The following is a 17,170-nucleotide window of genomic DNA, read 5'->3' on the forward strand; positions in this document are numbered from 1 at the left end:
GGTCCATACCATTTGCCGATTCCCTGTGAGGAGACTCGATGAGGAGAATTTCCTTGTTATCGCTGGCGGTCTGCGCGGTGGTCGGCGTGCAGACCGCCCCCGCGGCCCAGGCCGCGACGCTCACGAACACCTTCGAACGACCCGCCGGTGGGAGCGCTTACACCAGGGCGGAGTGGGCGAAGGACGGTTTCTCGTCCACGTTCGACGTGGGCATGGGCAGCCGCACGATGATCGACACGGCGCAGAAGAAGTCCGGTGCCAAGTCGCTGCGGGTGTTCTACCCGGCCGGCAAGATCAGCCCCGAGCTGTCGGGCGCCTCGGCGGATCTCGCCGTGCCCAAGGCGCGGGAGTACTGGCTGCGGCAGCACGTCCGGTTCTCCCCCGACTTCAGCTGGGGCGGCACGGAGTTCGGCGGCAAGATCGGCCTCGGCCTCGCGGGCGGCAAGCGCTGCTCGGGCGGTCAGGGCTGCGACGGCTACAACGGCTTCACGGTCAGGTTCGCGTGGGGCCGCGACGGCAAGGCGATCCTGTACTTCTACCACATGGGCAAGACGGGGAAGTTCGGCGATTCCTTCCAGCTCAGCCCGAACGGCAGCGGGTACTCGTTCCCGCGCGGGCAGTGGATCGAGCTGAAGATGCGGGTCCGCGTCAACACCGTCAGCGGCAGCACGGCGAACACCAACGGCGAGGTCCAGGCGTGGGTGAACGGCGTCCCGGCGGGCACCCGCACGGGCCTGCAGTTCGTCCGCAACGCCGACCAGATCAACTTCGCCTACTTCTCGTCGTTCTTCGGCGGTGACCGGCAGACGTTCGCACCGACGCGCAACTCGTACATCTGGTACGACGACGTGCGCGTGCAGACAAGTCCGCTCTGAAAGAAAGGCCGGGACTCGAAAGAGCCCCGGCCTTTCACCTATCCGACCGTGAACGTCACCTTCAGCAGATCGCCGTGCCGGGTGACCGAGCTGACCGGCTGGTTGTTCAGCTCGACGGTGCGGACACCAGGTGCGTGCACGGTGATCGTCACCGGCCCGCGGTCCGCCGGGCGCCCGACGGCGAGCCGCAACGTGCTCCCGTCGAACACCGCGGAGGCGTTCTCCAGCTTCTTCGACGCCGTGAACCACGTGCGGCCGTCGACCTCGACCGACTGCCGGCCCAGCACGTCGATGCTCAACGGCGTCGAGCCCGCCCGGCGCACCAGCGCGTACCCGCCGTCGTACAGCACGTCGTCCCGCCGATCACCGGCCAGCTGAACGCGAACGTGCCCGTCCCGCACCTGCTCGGCGGACACGATCGCACTGGCAGCGGCCGCCGACCGGGTCTCCAGCAAGGTGGTGAACCGAGTCGCCGTCTCCTCCCGGCGAGCCAGCACGAACGGGATCTGCTTGCCGTCGGTCGCGAGCCCCGGCCCGGTCGCCTGCACCAGCCGTGTGGAAGACGGTTCCAACGCGCGCATCGACAGCACCGACTGCGGCGTCTTCCACTCCGCCTGCCACGCGGCACCGGTGCCTTCACCGACGACCCGGAGCTCGTCGTACCCGAAGTCCTTGTCGGCGGGGTCGAGCACGCACGTCCCGCACGCGGGCGGCGTCATCGCGACCCCCGACACGCTCAGGTCGCCGAGTCCGTGCCACGACTGGTCGAACCGGTGCGCCGACGAGCCACGAGCGTCGAAAACGTCCACTGTGTACTCGTCGGTCATCAGGGCGTTGCGCCGCAACGACACGTCCGGCATCGCCGCGTACGGCCTGTCCGCGCGGGCGTCGACCACCTTCAGCCGCGGCGTGGTGCCGAAGAACTCCAGCGCGCCGCGGATGTTGCGGTCCTGGCTCTTGCCGTCGACCACGACCGTGTTGTGCGACACCGACTCCCGGTACCAGTTGTTGGTCAGGTCGGCGTTGTCGGCGCCGTAGATCTGGCCGAGGTCGGTGGACTGGAGCGCTCCCCCGCCGACGACGTCGAGGTGCAGCTTGTCCGCGTGCCCGTGGGTGCCGCCCGCCACGCCGTGATCAAGGCGCACGGCGTTGGCCTGGAACGGATCCACCGCGCCGGAGAAGCCCAGCCGCACGTCGTCGAACAACGCGACACCCGCCGCGTTCTCCACGACCAGCGAGATCCGCGCGGCGATCGCGTCCTTCGGCACGTCGGCCTTCAGCGTCCGCGACTTCCACCCGAGCAGGTCGTGGAACGTCACGGACACCGGCTGAGTCGTCCCACCGGGTCCGGCGAAGGACAGCTCGATCCGGGCACCACCGCCGGGCTTCACCGGCAGCAGCGGCGAGAACGTCCGCGCGTCCAGCTGCACCGACGACACGTTACCGCCGGTCACGGGCACGTCCACGGTCCAGGCACTGCGGTTCAGGCCGCCGGTGATCTTCGCCGACGACGAGCCGCGGTACGGCACCGGCGACAGTTCCGCCGCTCCCTGACGGGTCCACCCGCGCCCCGCGTCCTCGAACCCGCCGGACCCCAGCAGGTCGTCCGCGAACAGGTCGACGTCGTCGACCGTGACGTCCCCCTTCACCGACAACCTCACGGCGCGAGCCAGCGGCGGCACGGCCAGGCCGGTCTCCCGAGCCGCCCACGCGCCGTCGACGGTCAGCGATCCCCGGCCGACCTCCCAGCGGTCGTTCAGGAACACCGCCTCGATGCTGCCCTTGCCCTTCGTCATCGCCTGCAACGTCAGGTGCGCGAGCCGCGTCCCGTCCAGCGGGAACGTCTGCGACGCCGCCCCGACCAGCCGACCGTGCGCCACCCTGCCGCCGTCGAGCTTCCAGTAGGCGGGCTTGGCACCGTCGGCCAGCGACGCGTCCGAGAAACCGGGGTTCGGCACGAGGTTCACCGCGTCGGACGACCGCAGCACCGTCTCGCCGAGACCGCCGAACGTCGCGCTGGGCTGACGCGGCCCGCTCAACCGGGGCAGCGAGTCCACGCCGAACCGCAGCGCCCAGCGGTCCGCGCGCGGCCGTCCGAGGTTGTCGTAGGCGTAGGACAACCCCGTCGCGAAGTCCCGCGAGCCGTACTCCGCGTAGGCCCACTCGGCCATCGCGGCGAAGCTCGGCCCGAACCGGCGGCCCCACGTGCCACCGTCACCGGCCGCCGGGATGGTCAGGTCCGGGTACAGGTACGGTAGCAATGTCGTGTGCATCGACCGGAAGCGCTCGTCGGTCGTGTAGTCGCGTTCGCCCAGGTTGCGCGCGGAGATCGCCAGCGAGGTCAACGCCTGCAACGCGTACACGTGGTAGCTCGCGGCGCCCTCCCACCACCAGCCGTCGGCCAGCCGGGCCTTGTTCAGCAGGAACTCGGTGCCCATCTCGGGATCGTCCAAAGCCCACTTGCGCAGACCTTCGTCGCCGATCGCGGAACCGACACCGTGCACCGCCGCGACCGTCCAGGCCTGGAAGTTCGACGTCACCGTCGGATAGGCCTGCACGAGCTCGGCGAGCGGCTTGAGCAGGTTGAGCGAGATGTCCACCCGGTCGGACTCCGGCAGCACCTCGCGGATCAGGTCGTAGCCGTCGATCAACCCGATGGCGGCCACGGCCTCGTCCAGCGACTGGTAGTGCACCCGGCCGTAGAGCTGGTTCATCGGCACGGACAGGAAGCGTTCGGCGTAGTAGGCCAGGACGTCCCGCGCCTTGTCCGCGTACCGCCGGTCGCCGGTGACGCGGAACGCGAGCCCGAGGTCGGCGACGGCCTGCGCGGCGTTGTTGTGCCAGATCTCGATCCACGCGGCGTCGAGCAGGTCACCGGTGTAGGACTTGCCGTCGATCGGGCAGCGGTGCAGCTTCGGCGAGGCGTAGTTGAACTCCAGCGACGTGTTCGTGCCGGGACACTTGAAGTTGCCGCTCCAGCCGCCGTGGTTCACCGGCTGGTCGAGCGGCCGGGTGAGCCACGCGTCCGCCTCGGCCTTCACCACCGAGTCGAACGCCTTGCGCGCCCAGTCCTGCCCGGCGATCCGCTGCTTCAGAGCGTCCAGCTGGGCCGGCGTGCTGTAGACCCGCGGCGCACCACCGGGCGAAGTCGCCTCGGACGCCGTGAAACCGGCCTGCTGCACCAGGGTCGCGTCACCGGCGGGCGTCGCCGTCAGCACGGTCGACGCCCCGGCGGGCACCTCCACGGAGACCACAGTGGACTCCCCCGGCTGGAGCACCGGCGTCGTGGCCGCGACCGAACCGGGACCGTCGACCGCAAGCTGGAACGAGTCGGCGACGGCGCGGCGGTTCGTGACCGTGGTCAGGAACTTCGCGGACGTCCCGGCGGCCGCGCTCTTCGTCTGGCTGTCCGGCGCGATCCACGGCGACTCGGGCGTGACCCGCACGTCGTCGACCCACGCGGTGCCGGTGGCGTTCTGGATCGCCGGGATGATCTGGAGCTTCGTCATCAGCGGCGGCACCCGGAACGTGCCGGAGATCGTCGTCCAGACCCGCGAACCGGTCAGCACGCCGTTGAGCAGCCCGGACGCGGCGTACACGCTGGCGCCGGCCGCGTCGGTGTAGAGGAACCCGACGGAGACCCGCAGCCCGCCGGGGAAGTCGGTGTAGTCGGCGGTCTCGACCCGGTCGAGCTTGACCTTCGCCGACACGTGCACGACCGGCCACGTCCGGTGGTCGAGCGGCACGGTGACGAAGCCGCCGATCTTCTGCGTCGGCGAGGCGTCGATGCGCAACGACCTGGTGCCCTGGAAGGCGGTCTGCGTGTCGACCTTGTAGGTGGCGCTGAGGTACGGGGTGCACCAGGCAGGCGCCGGACAGGCCTCTGTGGACGGTGAGGTGAGCTCGAAGCCGGGGTTGTTGACCAGGTTCACCCACGACTCGGCGCGCACGGTGAGGTCGTCGAACCGCACGGTGCCCTTCGCCCGGTCCAGCGCGACCGACAGGAACGCCGACACGGTTCCGGCGGGCACGGTGTGGACGTCGGCGCGGTCGGCCCAGTCCTGCGTGCCGGTGAGGTTGACGCCCTTCCAGGTGCGCTTGCCGGTGGCGTCCACGAACGCGATGCTGATCTTGGCCGCGTTGTCGGCGGTGGCGCCCTGCACGACGTTCTCCAGCCGCACCCGCCCGGCCACCTTCACCGAGCTGACGCGCCGCACGTCGAGCGCGAACGACGCCGAGGTCGCGCCCTCCCAGGCGGTTCCGGCGGCCGAGGACACGACGAGCGCGCCGGCCTCCCGCTTCGCCCCGGCCGAGAGCGTCCACGACGTGGTGGCGTTCTCGAAGCCGCCGCCCCGCAGCAGCTCGTGCGCGACCGGCGTGTCCGGCGCCGGCGGTCCGGGTGCGGCCGAGGCGGTCGCACTGGTGGCGACGGCCATCGCCGCCACCACCGCGAACACCTGCAAAACCGCGACAGGCTTTCTCATCGGGTTCCTCCAGAATTCATTCCACGAGACAGAAGGAATTGCGCGACGCTCGCACCTGGCCGGAATACTGCGACATCACAGAAGCCCAGTCAATGCCCGGGTTTCACCCGCGGAATCATTCCCGGAATGACTCCGCCACACATTGACTCACCGCTCTTGACGTGGCGATACTGCCCAAACCCTCGAACGAGTGGAGGAAGTGCATGCGAACAATGAGGTTGCTCGCGCTTTCGAGTTGCGCGGCCATAATCGCGTCGACCATTGCCGCACCGAGCGCGATGGCGGCGGCCTTGAACAACTACTTCGAAACCCCGGCGGCGGGGTCGTCCTACACCCTGTCGAAATGGGCGGCCGACGGCTGGAACGCACCCTGGCACCAGGGCCTCGACACCCGCACCTACGTCGACTCCAGCGTGAAGCGCAGCGGTTCCAAGTCGCTGCGGGTCACGTATCCGGCGGGCAAGTTCGGCCCGGCGGACTCCGGTGCCCAGGCCCCGTTCGCGATTCCCCGGGCCCGGCAGTACTACGTGGCCCAGTGGGTGCGGTTCAGCCCGGACTTCAGCTGGGGCAACACGAACTTCGCCGGCAAGGTGGGCGTGGGTCTCGGCGCGGGCGCGTCCTGCTCCGGCGGCATCCCGTGCGACGGCTACAACGGCTTCACGTCGCGGTTCATCTGGCGCAGCGGCGGCAAAGCGGCGATCTACTACTACAGCATGGATCACGCCGGCCAGTACGGCGACTACCGCGACCTCTCGCTCGACGGCAAGCCCGTCTACTACCCGCCGGGCCAGTGGGTCGAGATCGTGCAACGGGTCAAGGTCAACACCGTCACCAACGGCAACGCCAACCCCGACGGCGAGATCCAGGTGTGGTTCAACGGTCGCTCCGCCGCGCTGATCACCGGCATCAAGTTCGTCCGCAACGGCGACCTGATCGACCGCGCCTACCTGTCGTCGTTCGCCGGCGGCGGGGACGCGACGTTCGCGCCGACCAGGACCGGCTACATCTGGTACGACGACCTGCGCGTGAACACGAACCCGATCTGAGGTCATTTCACGCTCCCGGCCGTGAGTCCTGACCGCCAGTACCGCTGCAACAGCAGGAAGGCCAGGACGAGCGGCAGCAGTGCGAACATCGATCCGACGACCATCAACGGGTAGTAGTCCGGGTCGATGTTCGCCAGCGAGTTCCAGCTGTACAGGCCGAGGCTCACCGGATAGAGGTTCTGGTCGGAGAGCATCACCAGCGGCAGGAAGAAGTTGTTCCAGATCGACGTCAGCTGGAACAGGAAGATCGTCACGTACCCCGGCGCGAGCATCCGCAGCCCCACGGACGCGAAGCTGCGGATCTCCGTCGCGCCGTCGACCCGTGCGGCCTCCAGCACCTCGTTCGGCACGTAAGCCGCCGAGAACACCCGCGCCAGGTAGACGCCGAACGGGTTGAACAGCACGGGGATGATCACCGACCAGACCGTGTTGGCCATCCCCGCCGCCGACGCCATCAGGTACAACGGCAGGGCCAGCACCGCGGCCGGCACCATCACCGACACGAGCACCAACGCGAACAGCTGGTTCTTGCCCGCGAACGAGAACTTGTCGAACACGTACCCGGCGGCCGTGCTGATCAAGGCACCCACAGCCGCACCGCCGACCGCGTAGAGGATGCTGTTGAGGTACCAACGGCCGTAGATGCCCTTCTCCTGCGTGAACAACCCCTTGACGTTGTCCATCAGAGCGAAGTTCTCCAGCGAGAAGAAGTCCGAGGCGAACAGCGCCTCGGTGTCCACAGTGGAGGCGAGCAGCAGCCACACCAGCGGCAGCAACGCGTAGAGCGCTCCGACGCCGATCACGACGTTCGCGGTCAGACGGCCGGTCATGCCTTGCCTCCCCTCGAAGCACCCCGCGTGACGGCGAACGACAGCAGGCAGCACACGATCAGCAGCAGCACGGAGGCCGCCGAGGCGAGGCTGTGGTTGTTGCGCGCGAAGGCCGCGTCGTAGATGTACATGTTCGGCGTGAAGCGCGGGCCGATCAGCGGCGTGACCTTGCTCAGCAGCATGGGCTCCGTGAACAGCTGCAACGCGCCGATCACGGTGAAGATCAGCACCGTCACGACCGTGCCCCTGATCAGCGGCACCTTGATCGTCAGCGCCGCGCGCACCGGGCTGGCGCCGTCGATCGACGCCGCCTCCAGCACTTCCCGCGGCACCGCGCGCAACGCCGCGAAGAAGATCACCGTGGTGTAGCCGAGGCCGCTCCACAGCGCGATGTTCACCAGCGACGGGACGACCATCTCCAGCCCGAGGAAGTTGACCTCGACGTCGAGCCCGCGCATCAGGTCGATCACCGGCGAGATGCCCGGCGTGTAGAGGTACAGCCAGAGGACCGTGGCGATGATGCCCGGCACGGCGTGCGGCACGAACAGGATCGTCTGGCTGAGCTGCCGGAACCGCACCACGCCCGAGTCGAACAGCAACGCGAGGGACAGCGCGCCGCCGAGCACCAGCGGGATGAACACGGCCGAGTACAGCAGCGTGACGCCGACGCCCTGCAGGAAGCTCGGGTCGGTCAGCACCACGCCGTAGTTGCGCAGGCCGACGAACGCCGTCCGGCCGTTGCCGAACCCGAGCCCGGTGTGCGAGCGGGCGAAGAAGCTCAGGTAGACGGCGTACAGCGTGGGCGCGAGGAACACCACGGCCAGCAACGCGACGAACGGGCCGAGCAGCAGCGTCAGAGCCGACCGTTGCCTGGTCACGAGCGCCTCACCGCCAGGCCGAGGCTGCGCATGTCCGGCAACGTCTCCGCCTCGGCGTCGCGCAGCGCCTGCGTGATCGTGGTGCCGTACGGGATGCGCGCCAGGCCGTGGTGGATCGACGTGGCGGTGGACTGCATGCGCGGTCCCCACATCCAGTCGCCGTGCTGGAGGTCGTACTGCCCGGCGGCGAGCCCGTAGAGGTCCTGGCCGCCGTAGAACGTGGTCTTGAACTGCGTCGACGCCGGTCCCCACAGCTTCGGCGACGCCGGGAAGAGGCTCGACCGGCCGCTCGACAGCCGCGCGACGATCGCCTTGGGCGAGGTCGACATCCACTCGATGAACCGCATCGCACGGTCCTTCCGAGGGCTGTCGGCGGTGATCACGTGCAGCGACGCGCCGTCCCGTCCGACCGACGGCCGCGCCGGATCCCATTGCGGGACAGGGGCGATCCGCCACTTCCCCGCGCCGCCGGGTGCCGACGACGCGAGCGCCGCGACGCCCCAGACGCTGACCAGGTGGGCGGCGACCCGTCCCTCGGCCAGCGCCGCGAGCCACTCCTGGCTGCTGCCGGGCGCGAGGAACAGCAGGTCCTCGGCCAGCAGCGACTGCCAGTACTCGGCGGCCCTCAGCGAGCCGGGGTCGGTGAAGTTCACGACCCACGAGTCGCCGTCGACCCCGAACCACCGGCCGCCGGTCTGCATGACGTGCGCGGCGAACAGGTTGTAGCCGTTGGGGTGGAACGAGGTCAGGTAGACGTTCCGCGCCTTCAACGCACGGGCGGCCTCCCGGAACTCGTCCCACGTCGTCGGCACCTCCACGCCGTGCTCGCGCAGGAGGTCCTCGCGGTAGAGCATCAGCAACGGCGGCAGGTCGAGCGGCACGCCGTAGACGCGCCCGCCGAACGTGGCGCCCGACCACGCGACCGCGCCGAGATCGTCCCGGAGCCCGGCGCTGACCAGGTCGGTCACGTCCGCGGCCACGCCGTCGAGGGCGAACATCGGCAGGTCGGCGTCGGCCATCGACACCACGTCCGGCGCGTTCCCGGCGCGGGCTGCGTTCGAGAGCTTGGCGTTGCCGCCGGCGAACCCCGACGTCACGGTCTCCAGCACCACGGGCTCACGCGGGTTCCGTGCGTTCCAGGCGTCGACCACGGTGTTCGTGCCGCGCAACGACGACCAGAACGTCAGCGGCCCGTTCGGATCCTTTGTGGACGAGCACCCGGCGAGCACCGTGAGCCCGGCGGCGGTGAGCAGACCGCGCCGGCTGATCACGGACGTACCGCCGGGCGGGGCACGTCGACGGGGTTGCCGCGATCCGCCGCCTGGTAGACGGCGAGCGCGGCCGACACCACCGACCGCCCGTACGCGCCGTCGACGTACTCGCCGTCCCCACCCCGGGCGGCCGCGACGAAGCCGTCGAGCTGGCCGCGGAAGGCGGCGCGCAGGTGTGCGGGGCTCGCTCCGACCAGCGTCGTGATGTTCCCGTCGCGCAACAACAACAGGCCGTCGCTCGCGCTCACCCGCAGCGTCACCTCGGGCATCACGACGTCGGTCTCGTCGTAGTACGGCGTCCCCCTGCTGGTCAGCACGACGCTCGCGGTGACGCCGTTGGCCAGTTCGATCAACGCCAGCGAGTCGGTCTCGACGTCGATCCCGTCCCGGCCGCGCACCACGCTGCTGACCCGCCGCACGGTGCCGCCGCCGAACCACTGGATGCGGTCGAGGCCGTGCGTGCCGACGTTCAGCACGATGCCGCCCCCGGCGAGCACGGGGTCGAAGAACCAGGCGGGGCGCGAGTTCGGTTCGTAGTGCGCGGAACGGCGGTGCGCGATCAGCAGCGGCGCGCCGAACTCCCCGGACGCGATCAGCGCGCGGGCCTCCCGCGCCACGGGGTCGAAGTGGATGACGTGCGCGACGGCCAGCAGCACGCCCGCGTCGCGGCAGACCTCGATCATCCGCGAGCAGTCCTCGACGGTGGTCGCCATCGGCTTCTCCACCAGCACGTGCAGCCCGGCCTCGGCGGCCTCCACGACCTGCTGGGCGTGCAACGCGTGCGGCGTCGTGATGATGACGGCGTCGAGGCTCCCCTCGGTGATCATCGTCCGGTAGTCGTCGTACACCTCGACGCCCGGTGCCGCGAGCGCCTCGGCCGCCTCGCGCCGCACGTCGCAGATCGCCGTGATCGCGTATCCGTCGGCACCGGCCGCCGCACGGACGTGATGCGCGCCGACCGCGCCGGCGCCCAGGAGTCCGATCCGGAATGACGTCATGTTCCCGCTTTCTCGTGAAGCACCGCCGCACCGCAGGACGTCCTGACGACGAGCCGCGGCTGGATCAGCACCTGTTGGGACGGAACGCTGCGGCCACCGTCGATGCGGTGGAGCAGGAGCTGGGCGGCGAGCGCGCCCACTTCGGTCTTGGGCGGCGAGACGGCGGTGAGCGGCACGTCGCCGACCTCGGCCACCTCGTCGTCGTAGGCCACCACGGCGAGGTCGCCCGGCACCGACAGGCCGAGCCTGCGGGCGGCGACGATCAGCGCGGCGGCGTCGCGGTCGCCGTGGCAGAACACCGCCGTGACACCGGACTCGACGCAGCGCCGGGCGTAGGCGGAGATGTCCTGGGCCTGCCAGAGCAGGCGGCACGAGGTGGCGGCGGCGTCGACCTTCAGCAGTTCGACGGCCTGCTCGAACCCGGCCGCGACCTGCTCGGACGTGCCGGTGCTGACCCGGCCGAGGAACCCGATCCGCTGGTGCCCCAGCTCCTTGAGGTGCCGGACCGCCTTGCACACCCCGCCCGCGTGGTCGGTGCCGACGAACGTCGTGGGGTCGTCCGGCTCGGGCGACGGCGGGCGTCGTTCGGCGAGCACGTACGGGACCGGCAGGTCGCGCAGACCGTCCACGTAGGACTGCGGGTCCTCCATGAGGTGCAGGCTCGGCACCAGGAGCAGGCCCTGCACGCCGGTTTCGAGCATCGTGCGCAGCTCGTCGCGTTCGACGTCCAGGTCGTACTTCGAGCACACCAGCACGACTCCGACACCGGCTCCGCGCAGGACTCGTTGCAGCCCGTCGATCACGCGCGGGTAGTAGTAGGTCGTCGACGGCACCAGCACGCCGACGAGCGGCCGTCCGGTCATGATCGGCGCCGACTCGGAGCGGACGAACGTGCCCGCGCCCTGCCTGCGCAGCACGATCTGCTCGTGCACGAGCTGGCCGACGGCCCGCCGGATGGTGTTGATGCTGACGTTCAACGTCGTGGCGAGCTCGCGTTCGACCGGCAGCTGGTCGCCCGGCCCCCACACCCCGTCGGCGATGTCCTTGCGCAGACGGTCAGCCGCCCACTGCCATTTCGGGCGAGCGGAGGAATGAAGGAATGAATCCTCCGATTCAGCTGATGTCATGCCGGGAAGAATGACTGATGATGCTCCTTGCCGCAAGAGGTGACCTGTGATTTTGTGTGCACAGACCACATCAGGCCAAAAATTCATTCCTTTCAGAGAATGAATTCGTACCTTGCCAGGAGTGCGCCCTCATGAATGAGGCAGACCTCGAAGAAGAACTCAGCAGGCCCTCGCCCGCGCTGGTCGCGGAGGCGGCCGGCTGGGGTGACGTCGTCGTGCTCGGCGCGGGCGGCAAGACGGGCTCGGGCATCGCCGGCATGGCCCGGCGCGCGGGTTCGGGCGTCGTCCACGCCGTCTCGCGCTGGTCCGATGAGGACAGTCGCCGGCGCGTCGAGGCCCAGGGCGTCTCGGTGGTCACGGCCGACCTGTCCGACCCGGCAGCGGTGTCGGCGCTGCCCGACGCCGACACGGTGATCTTCCTGGTGGGCGCCAAGTTCGGCACGTCCGGCGCGCCCTCGCAGGCGTGGATGACGAACACCGTGCTGCCCGCGTACGTCGCCGAGCGCTACCCGAAGGCGCGGATCGTCGCGCTGTCCACCGGCAACGTCTACGGCATGACAGCCCCGGTCGGCGGCGGCAGCGTCGAGACCGACGAACCACACCCAGACGGCGACTACGCCATCACGTGCCACGGCCGTGAGCAGGTCTTCACCCACGCCGCCCGCACGCGCGGCACGCCCGTGGCGTTGATCAGGCTCAACTACGCCTGCGAACCCCGCTACGGCGTCCTCGCCGACCTGGCCCGGAAGCTGCTCGACGGCAAGCCGATCGACCTGACCACCGGCGCGGTGAACGTCGTCTGGCAGCGCTACGCCAACGAGGTCGTGCTGCGCAGCGTCGCGCACACCTCGGACGCGCCGTTCGTGCTGAACCTGACCGGTCCGGAGACCGCCTCCGTGCGCTCCATCGCGGTCCGGCTCGCTGCACGGCTCGGCGTCGAGGCCACCTTCACCGGCTACCTGCCGGAGACGTCGCTGCTCAGCGACGCGACGACGTGCCACGAGCTGTTCGGCTACCCGGATCGCACGCTGGGGCAGCTGATCGACCTGCAGGCCACGTGGCTGCGGGACGGCGGCCCGACGTGGGCCAAGCCGACGAAGTTCGAACGACGGGACGGGCGGTTCTGATGGACTTCGAGACAGCCGCACTGCTGCGCCGCGGCACGGTGATCCCCGCGCACCCGCTGGCGTTGGACGAGCGGCGCACGCTGGACGAGGACCGGCAACGGGCCCTCACCCGCTACTACCTGGAGGCGGGGGCGGGCGGGCTCGCGGTCGGGGTGCACACGACCCAGTTCGAGATCCGCGAACACGGGCTCTACCGGCCGGTGCTGGAACTGGCAGCGGACGAGATGACCTCCCAGAGGCCTTTTGTGCGCGTGGCCGGTGTCGCCGGCCCCACCCGCCAGGCCGTGGCCGAGGCCGAAGTCGCCCGCGAACTCGGCTACGACGCCGTCCTCGTCTCCCCCGGCGGCCTCCCTCACCTCACCACCGACGACCTCCTCGACCGCAGCGCCGCCATCGGCGAGGTCCTCCCCACCATCGGCTTCTACCTCCAGGAAGCCGTCGGCGGCCGCTACCTCCCCCGCGACTACTGGCGCCGGCTGACCGACCAGCCGAGCACCGTCGCCGTGAAGGCCGCCCCGTTCGACCGCTACCGCACCTTGGAGCTGGTCCAAGGCGTGGCGGACTCCGACCGCGGCAACGAAGTGGCCCTCTACACGGGCAACGACGACAACATCATCAGCGACCTGCTCACCCCGTTCCACGTGCGCGGCGGCGTCCGCAGGTTCGTCGGCGGTCTCCTCGGCCACTGGGCGGTGTGGACGCGCTCGGCCGTCCAGATCCTCGACGACGCCCACGCCGCCGTAGCAGGTGACCACGCAGCCCGCGCCCGAGTCGAGGCCCTCAACGCCATGTGCGTGGACGCCAACGCCGCCGTCTTCGACGTCCGCAACGACTTCCAGGGCGTGATCGCCGGCGTGCACGAGGTGCTCAGGCGCGACGGAATCCTCAAAGGCATCTGGTGCCTCGACCCCGGCGAGACGCTCTCCCCCGGCCAGGCCGAGGAACTCACCCGCGTCCAGACCGCCTACCCCGGCCTGCTCTGACATGGCGATCCGCAGGCAAGGCAAGGAACCCCGCCGACGCACCGGCGAGTTCGTGCTGCGCGACGGCATGAGCATCCGGGCGATCGGCAACGCGCAGGAGGCCGCGCGCCTCCTGCGCGCGCACGTCCGCGAGACCACGGGCATCGTGCTCGGCAACTCGCCGGACGGCATCGTCATGGTCACGCACGAACCGGCCATGCGCGGCCTCGGTGAGGACGGCTACGCCCTGCTGGTGAGCCCGAACGCGGTGATGCTGCGCGCGGCCACTCCAGCAGGGCTGCTGAACGGGGTCGAGCAGTTCCGCCGGCTGGTGTCAGCCGGCGGAACGGTGCCCGCGACCGACCTCACTCACTTGACCGCCCCGGCCGTGGCGCCGGCCTGGATGTAGCGCTGGAAGCACACGTACGCGAGCAGCACCGGCAGCATCGCGATGGTGAGCCCGGCGAACAGGCCGCTCCAGTCGCTCTGATATCCCTGCGACGTCGACAGAGCCGCGAGTCCCTGTGCCAGCACGTAGTTCTCCGGGTCCGGGTTGAGCACCAGCGGCAGCAGGTACTGGTTCCACAGGCCGAGGAAGTTGAAGATCGCGACCGACACCAGGCCCGGTCGTGCCATCGGCAGCATCACCCGGAAGAACACGCCCCAGTGCGTGCAGCCGTCGATGAACGCCGCCTCGGCGATCGCGGACGGCAGCGTGCGGAAGAACGCGTGCAGGAAGAAGATCGTGAACGGCGTGGCGAACGTCGCGTACACGAGGATCAGCCCGAGTTTCGTACCCAGCAGCCCCATTTGTTCCACGGTGAAGAACAACGGCACGAGGGCCAGGAACGTCGGGAAGAACTGGGACGTCACGAACAGGTAGTAGACGAACCTGTTGCCGGGGAAACGATAGCGGGCCAGCGTGTAGGCCGCGATGCCGCCGAAGAGCATCGTCAGGAACAACGCGCCGCCGACGACGATCACCGAGTTCAGGAAGTACTGCCCGATCGACGCCTCGTTCCAGGCGCGCCCGAAGTTGTCCCAGCGGATCTCGGCCGGCACGGTCCACGGGCTCGACAGGATCTCCGCGTCCGACTTGACCGAGCTCGTCACCGCCCACAGCAGCGGGAACGCCGTGACGACCGCCCAGAACCCCAGGGCGAGGTGCAGCGGGAACCGTTTCATGCCAGCTCCGTCCGGTTCTTGTTGCCGCGCAACGCCACCAGCGCGAACACGAGCGTGCCGAAGAACAACGCGACGCCCATCGCTGAGGCGTAGCCGAACTTGCCGTACTCGAACGCCGTCCGGTACAGCGACAGGCCCATCACCTCGGTGGCGCCGTCCGGCCCGCCCGGTCCGACCGTCATGATCTGGACCAGCGCGAACGCGTCCAGCGCGACCATGCCGAGGTAGACGAACGCCACCTGGACGTTGTCCCGCAGCAACGGCAGCGTGATCCGCCGGAACGTGGTCCAGCCCGACGAGCCGTCGATCAGCGCGGCCTCGAAGATCTCCTTCGGGATGCCGTCGATCGCGGCGCTGAACAGCACCATGTAGAAGCCGACGCCGGACCAGATCATCACCGCCATCACGGCGAACAACGCGAGCGACGGTTCGGCGAGCCAGCTCCGCGCCAGCCCGTCCAGGCCGATCGCCCGCAGCACGCCGTTGATCAGGCCGTTGTTGGGGTTGTAGGCGAAACCCCACAGCACGGCCACGATCGCCACCGACAGCATCTGCGGGAAGAAGAACACGATCTCGTAGAACCGCGAGCCCCGCACGCCGGTGCGGCCGTTCTTGCCGCCGCGCTGGATCATGGTCGCGAGGAACAGGCCGATCCCGATCGTCGCCGCGGGCATCAGCAGCAACAGCAGCAGGTTGTTCTTGATCGCGTCGAGGAAGAGCGAGTCGCCCGCGAGCCGGGTGAAGTTGTCGAACCCGACGAAGTCCGCCTTGCCCGCGACGCCGTTCCAGTCCGTCAGCGACAGGTAGAACGCCTGCGCGTAGGGAGAAACGACGAAGACGACGTGGAGGACCAACGCGGGTGCGAGGGCGCCGATGACGAACCCGTACCCGCGGTTGAGCCTGCGGCGCTTGCGCGGCACGGGCGGAGCGGGCGCCGCTGCCCGCTCCGCCGGCCTGGTCAGCACGCTCACTTGCGCTCGTACTTCTTGATGCTGGTGTCCTTGGCGAGGTCGTCGGCGGCCTTCTGCACGCGGTCGACCCACTCGGCCGGGGTGATCCGGCGCGTCACCAGCTCGGCGACGGCGTCGTCCACGGCCTTGGTCAGCGTCGGGTACCAGATGCGGTGCCGGTAGTTGATCGTGTCGTCCCCTGCCTTCTTCACCGCCTCCGCGACCGAGCTCAGCGCCGGTGACATCGTGAGGCCGTCGGTGGCGCCCTTGACCGCCGGCAGGGTGCCGACGGACTTCGCGAAGTCCTTCATGGCGTTGCGGGAGAACAGCATCCGCAGGAACTCGAGGCCGCCCGCGACGTTCTTGCCCTGGCTCGGCACGAGGTAGGCCTCGCTGCTGGCCGCGTGGATGGCGTTGGTCTTGAGCTTGCTGTTCCCGAGTGACGGCACCGCGCCCATGACCATGTCGAACCCGGCGGGCGTGACGGACTTCTGCTCGGCTTCGAGCCACGAGCCGCTGGGGATGATCGCGGCCTTGCCCTGGCACCACGCGGCCTGCGCCTCGGTGTGCGACAGGGCCTCCGAGCCCTGCATGAGGTAGCCCTTCGCGGACAGCTCGGTGATCGCCTCCGCGGCGGCCTTCACCGACTCGTGCCGCCAGGCGTTGGGCTGGAGGTTGTCGATGGACTTCAGCAGGTCCATGCCACCGCCGCGGACCGCCATGACCAGCAACGGGTCGGTCATGTACTCGGGGAACTTGCCCTGGTAGGTCCAGGGCGCGACGCCGGTCTTCTTGATGTCCTCGCAGAGGTCCAGCATCTCCTGCCAGGTCTGCGGCCACATCCAGCCGTTCTTCTCGAACAGCGGCTTCGAGTACCAGAGGCCCCAGGCGGTGTAGGCGTAGTTGAAGCGCACGAACGCCCCGTCGTAGATGCCGTCCTCCACCACGCCGGGCAGCAACGTGTCGCGCAGCTTGACGTTCGGGTCGTCCCACGACGGCGAGTCGAGCAGCTTCTCGAGGTTCTCCAGCTGCCCCGACTGGTTGAGCGCGGCGATGTCGAGCCGGCCCGCGCCGGTGTTGTTGACGACGTCCGGCGGGTTGCCCGCGACGAACCTCGGCCGCAGCGTGTCGCCGACCTTCTGGATGCCCTTGTGGTCGATGACGGCGGCGCCGAACTGCTTCTTGTAGACGCCTTCCGCGGCGAGCACGTAGTCGTCCCCGTAGGCGCCCTTGAAGACGACGACCTCCAGCGGGGCGTCTGCCTTGACGCCGAACGGGTTCGTGGCGCTCTTGTCGCCGGTGCTCTGCGTCTGGCCGCCGTTGCCGCCGGCGGTGACGCACGCGGCCAGCGCGGGTGCGGACAGGCCCAGCACGACGGCCGCTCTGAGCATGGTGCGCCGCGAGATCTCGGTGGAGGACATGGCGGGGTCCGTTTCT

General features: G+C 69.6%; 14 protein-coding genes. 5 read left to right on the plus strand and 9 right to left on the minus strand.

Annotated features, from left to right (window positions below):
• The first annotated feature begins 38 nt into the window (after window positions 1-38).
• Window positions 39-875: a polysaccharide lyase gene (locus tag ACFWNN_RS22455; protein WP_382441864.1), complete on the plus strand. Its 837-nt coding sequence runs from the start codon at window positions 39-41 to the stop codon at window positions 873-875.
• A gap of 38 nt (window positions 876-913) precedes the next feature.
• Here the strand turns inward: ACFWNN_RS22455 and ACFWNN_RS22460 are convergent, their stop codons facing one another.
• On the minus strand, window positions 914-5,359 hold the full coding sequence (locus tag ACFWNN_RS22460; protein WP_382441865.1) for an alginate lyase family protein: 4,446 nt from the start codon (window positions 5,357-5,359) through the stop codon (window positions 914-916).
• 203 nt (window positions 5,360-5,562) lie between these two features.
• Here ACFWNN_RS22460 and ACFWNN_RS22465 point away from each other — a divergent pair, with 203 nt between their 5' ends.
• Complete coding sequence (locus ACFWNN_RS22465; RefSeq protein ID WP_382441866.1) at window positions 5,563-6,405, plus strand: polysaccharide lyase; 843 nt, start codon at window positions 5,563-5,565, stop codon at window positions 6,403-6,405.
• 2 nt (window positions 6,406-6,407) lie between these two features.
• Here ACFWNN_RS22465 and ACFWNN_RS22470 read toward each other — a convergent pair whose 3' ends face one another.
• From ACFWNN_RS22470 to ACFWNN_RS22490, 5 genes are read right to left on the minus strand one after another with little or no spacing between them, the layout of a single operon-like run.
• Window positions 6,408-7,235, minus strand: coding sequence for a carbohydrate ABC transporter permease (locus ACFWNN_RS22470; protein ID WP_382441867.1), 828 nt, complete (start codon window positions 7,233-7,235; stop codon window positions 6,408-6,410).
• Entirely contained in the window at window positions 7,232-8,113 is an 882-nt protein-coding gene (locus tag ACFWNN_RS22475) for a carbohydrate ABC transporter permease (protein WP_382441868.1), read from the minus strand. The genes ACFWNN_RS22470 and ACFWNN_RS22475 overlap by 4 nt, the downstream gene beginning before the upstream one ends.
• Window positions 8,110-9,384: an ABC transporter substrate-binding protein gene (locus ACFWNN_RS22480; protein ID WP_382441869.1), complete on the minus strand. Its 1,275-nt coding sequence runs from the start codon at window positions 9,382-9,384 to the stop codon at window positions 8,110-8,112. The genes ACFWNN_RS22475 and ACFWNN_RS22480 overlap by 4 nt, the downstream gene beginning before the upstream one ends.
• A complete protein-coding gene (locus ACFWNN_RS22485) occupies window positions 9,381-10,382 on the minus strand; it encodes a Gfo/Idh/MocA family protein (RefSeq protein WP_382441870.1) in 1,002 nt (333 codons plus the stop codon). The genes ACFWNN_RS22480 and ACFWNN_RS22485 overlap by 4 nt, the downstream gene beginning before the upstream one ends.
• A complete protein-coding gene (locus ACFWNN_RS22490) occupies window positions 10,379-11,509 on the minus strand; it encodes a GntR family transcriptional regulator (RefSeq protein WP_382441871.1) in 1,131 nt (376 codons plus the stop codon). The genes ACFWNN_RS22485 and ACFWNN_RS22490 overlap by 4 nt, the downstream gene beginning before the upstream one ends.
• A gap of 131 nt (window positions 11,510-11,640) precedes the next feature.
• Between ACFWNN_RS22490 and ACFWNN_RS22495 the strand changes: the two genes are divergently transcribed.
• From ACFWNN_RS22495 to ACFWNN_RS22505, 3 genes are read left to right on the plus strand one after another with little or no spacing between them, the layout of a single operon-like run.
• On the plus strand, window positions 11,641-12,636 hold the full coding sequence (locus tag ACFWNN_RS22495) for an NAD-dependent epimerase/dehydratase family protein (RefSeq protein WP_382441872.1): 996 nt from the start codon (window positions 11,641-11,643) through the stop codon (window positions 12,634-12,636).
• On the plus strand, window positions 12,636-13,619 hold the full coding sequence (locus ACFWNN_RS22500) for a dihydrodipicolinate synthase family protein (RefSeq protein WP_382441873.1): 984 nt from the start codon (window positions 12,636-12,638) through the stop codon (window positions 13,617-13,619). The genes ACFWNN_RS22495 and ACFWNN_RS22500 overlap by 1 nt, the downstream gene beginning before the upstream one ends.
• Window position 13,620: 1 nt before the next feature.
• Window positions 13,621-14,007 carry a glycoside hydrolase family 20 zincin-like fold domain-containing protein gene (locus ACFWNN_RS22505; protein ID WP_382441874.1) on the plus strand — a complete coding sequence of 129 codons (387 nt, stop codon included), beginning with the start codon at window positions 13,621-13,623 and terminating at the stop codon, window positions 14,005-14,007.
• On the opposite strand, the gene ACFWNN_RS22510 is transcribed toward ACFWNN_RS22505, so the two are convergent.
• From ACFWNN_RS22510 to ngcE, 3 genes are read right to left on the minus strand one after another with little or no spacing between them, the layout of a single operon-like run.
• Window positions 13,968-14,783, minus strand: coding sequence for a carbohydrate ABC transporter permease (locus ACFWNN_RS22510; RefSeq protein WP_382441875.1), 816 nt, complete (start codon window positions 14,781-14,783; stop codon window positions 13,968-13,970). The genes ACFWNN_RS22505 and ACFWNN_RS22510 overlap by 40 nt on opposite strands.
• Entirely contained in the window at window positions 14,780-15,754 is a 975-nt protein-coding gene (locus ACFWNN_RS22515; RefSeq protein ID WP_382441876.1) for a carbohydrate ABC transporter permease, read from the minus strand. Before ACFWNN_RS22515 ends, ACFWNN_RS22510 begins: the two co-directional genes overlap by 4 nt.
• On the minus strand, window positions 15,751-17,154 hold the full coding sequence (gene ngcE, locus ACFWNN_RS22520; RefSeq protein ID WP_382441877.1) for an N-acetylglucosamine/diacetylchitobiose ABC transporter substrate-binding protein: 1,404 nt from the start codon (window positions 17,152-17,154) through the stop codon (window positions 15,751-15,753). Before ngcE ends, ACFWNN_RS22515 begins: the two co-directional genes overlap by 4 nt.
• Window positions 17,155-17,170: the final 16 nt, after the last annotated feature.

This window comes from Lentzea sp. NPDC058450 (genome assembly GCF_042721395.1).
In the GTDB taxonomy this organism is placed as follows: Bacteria; Actinomycetota; Actinomycetes; order Mycobacteriales; family Pseudonocardiaceae; genus Lentzea.

Coding starts and splice junctions, on each gene's coding strand:
- ACFWNN_RS22455 (WP_382441864.1), top strand. CDS start 39: ATGAGGAGAATTTCCTTGTTATCGCTGGCGGTCTGCGCGGTGGTCGGC.
- ACFWNN_RS22460 (WP_382441865.1), bottom strand. CDS start 5,359: ATGAGAAAGCCTGTCGCGGTTTTGCAGGTGTTCGCGGTGGTGGCGGCG.
- ACFWNN_RS22465 (WP_382441866.1), top strand. CDS start 5,563: ATGCGAACAATGAGGTTGCTCGCGCTTTCGAGTTGCGCGGCCATAATC.
- ACFWNN_RS22470 (WP_382441867.1), bottom strand. CDS start 7,235: ATGACCGGCCGTCTGACCGCGAACGTCGTGATCGGCGTCGGAGCGCTC.
- ACFWNN_RS22485 (WP_382441870.1), bottom strand. CDS start 10,382: ATGACGTCATTCCGGATCGGACTCCTGGGCGCCGGCGCGGTCGGCGCG.
- ACFWNN_RS22490 (WP_382441871.1), bottom strand. CDS start 11,509: ATGACATCAGCTGAATCGGAGGATTCATTCCTTCATTCCTCCGCTCGC.
- ACFWNN_RS22495 (WP_382441872.1), top strand. CDS start 11,641: ATGAATGAGGCAGACCTCGAAGAAGAACTCAGCAGGCCCTCGCCCGCG.
- ACFWNN_RS22500 (WP_382441873.1), top strand. CDS start 12,636: ATGGACTTCGAGACAGCCGCACTGCTGCGCCGCGGCACGGTGATCCCC.
- ACFWNN_RS22505 (WP_382441874.1), top strand. CDS start 13,621: ATGGCGATCCGCAGGCAAGGCAAGGAACCCCGCCGACGCACCGGCGAG.
- ACFWNN_RS22510 (WP_382441875.1), bottom strand. CDS start 14,783: ATGAAACGGTTCCCGCTGCACCTCGCCCTGGGGTTCTGGGCGGTCGTC.
- ngcE (WP_382441877.1), bottom strand. CDS start 17,154: ATGTCCTCCACCGAGATCTCGCGGCGCACCATGCTCAGAGCGGCCGTC.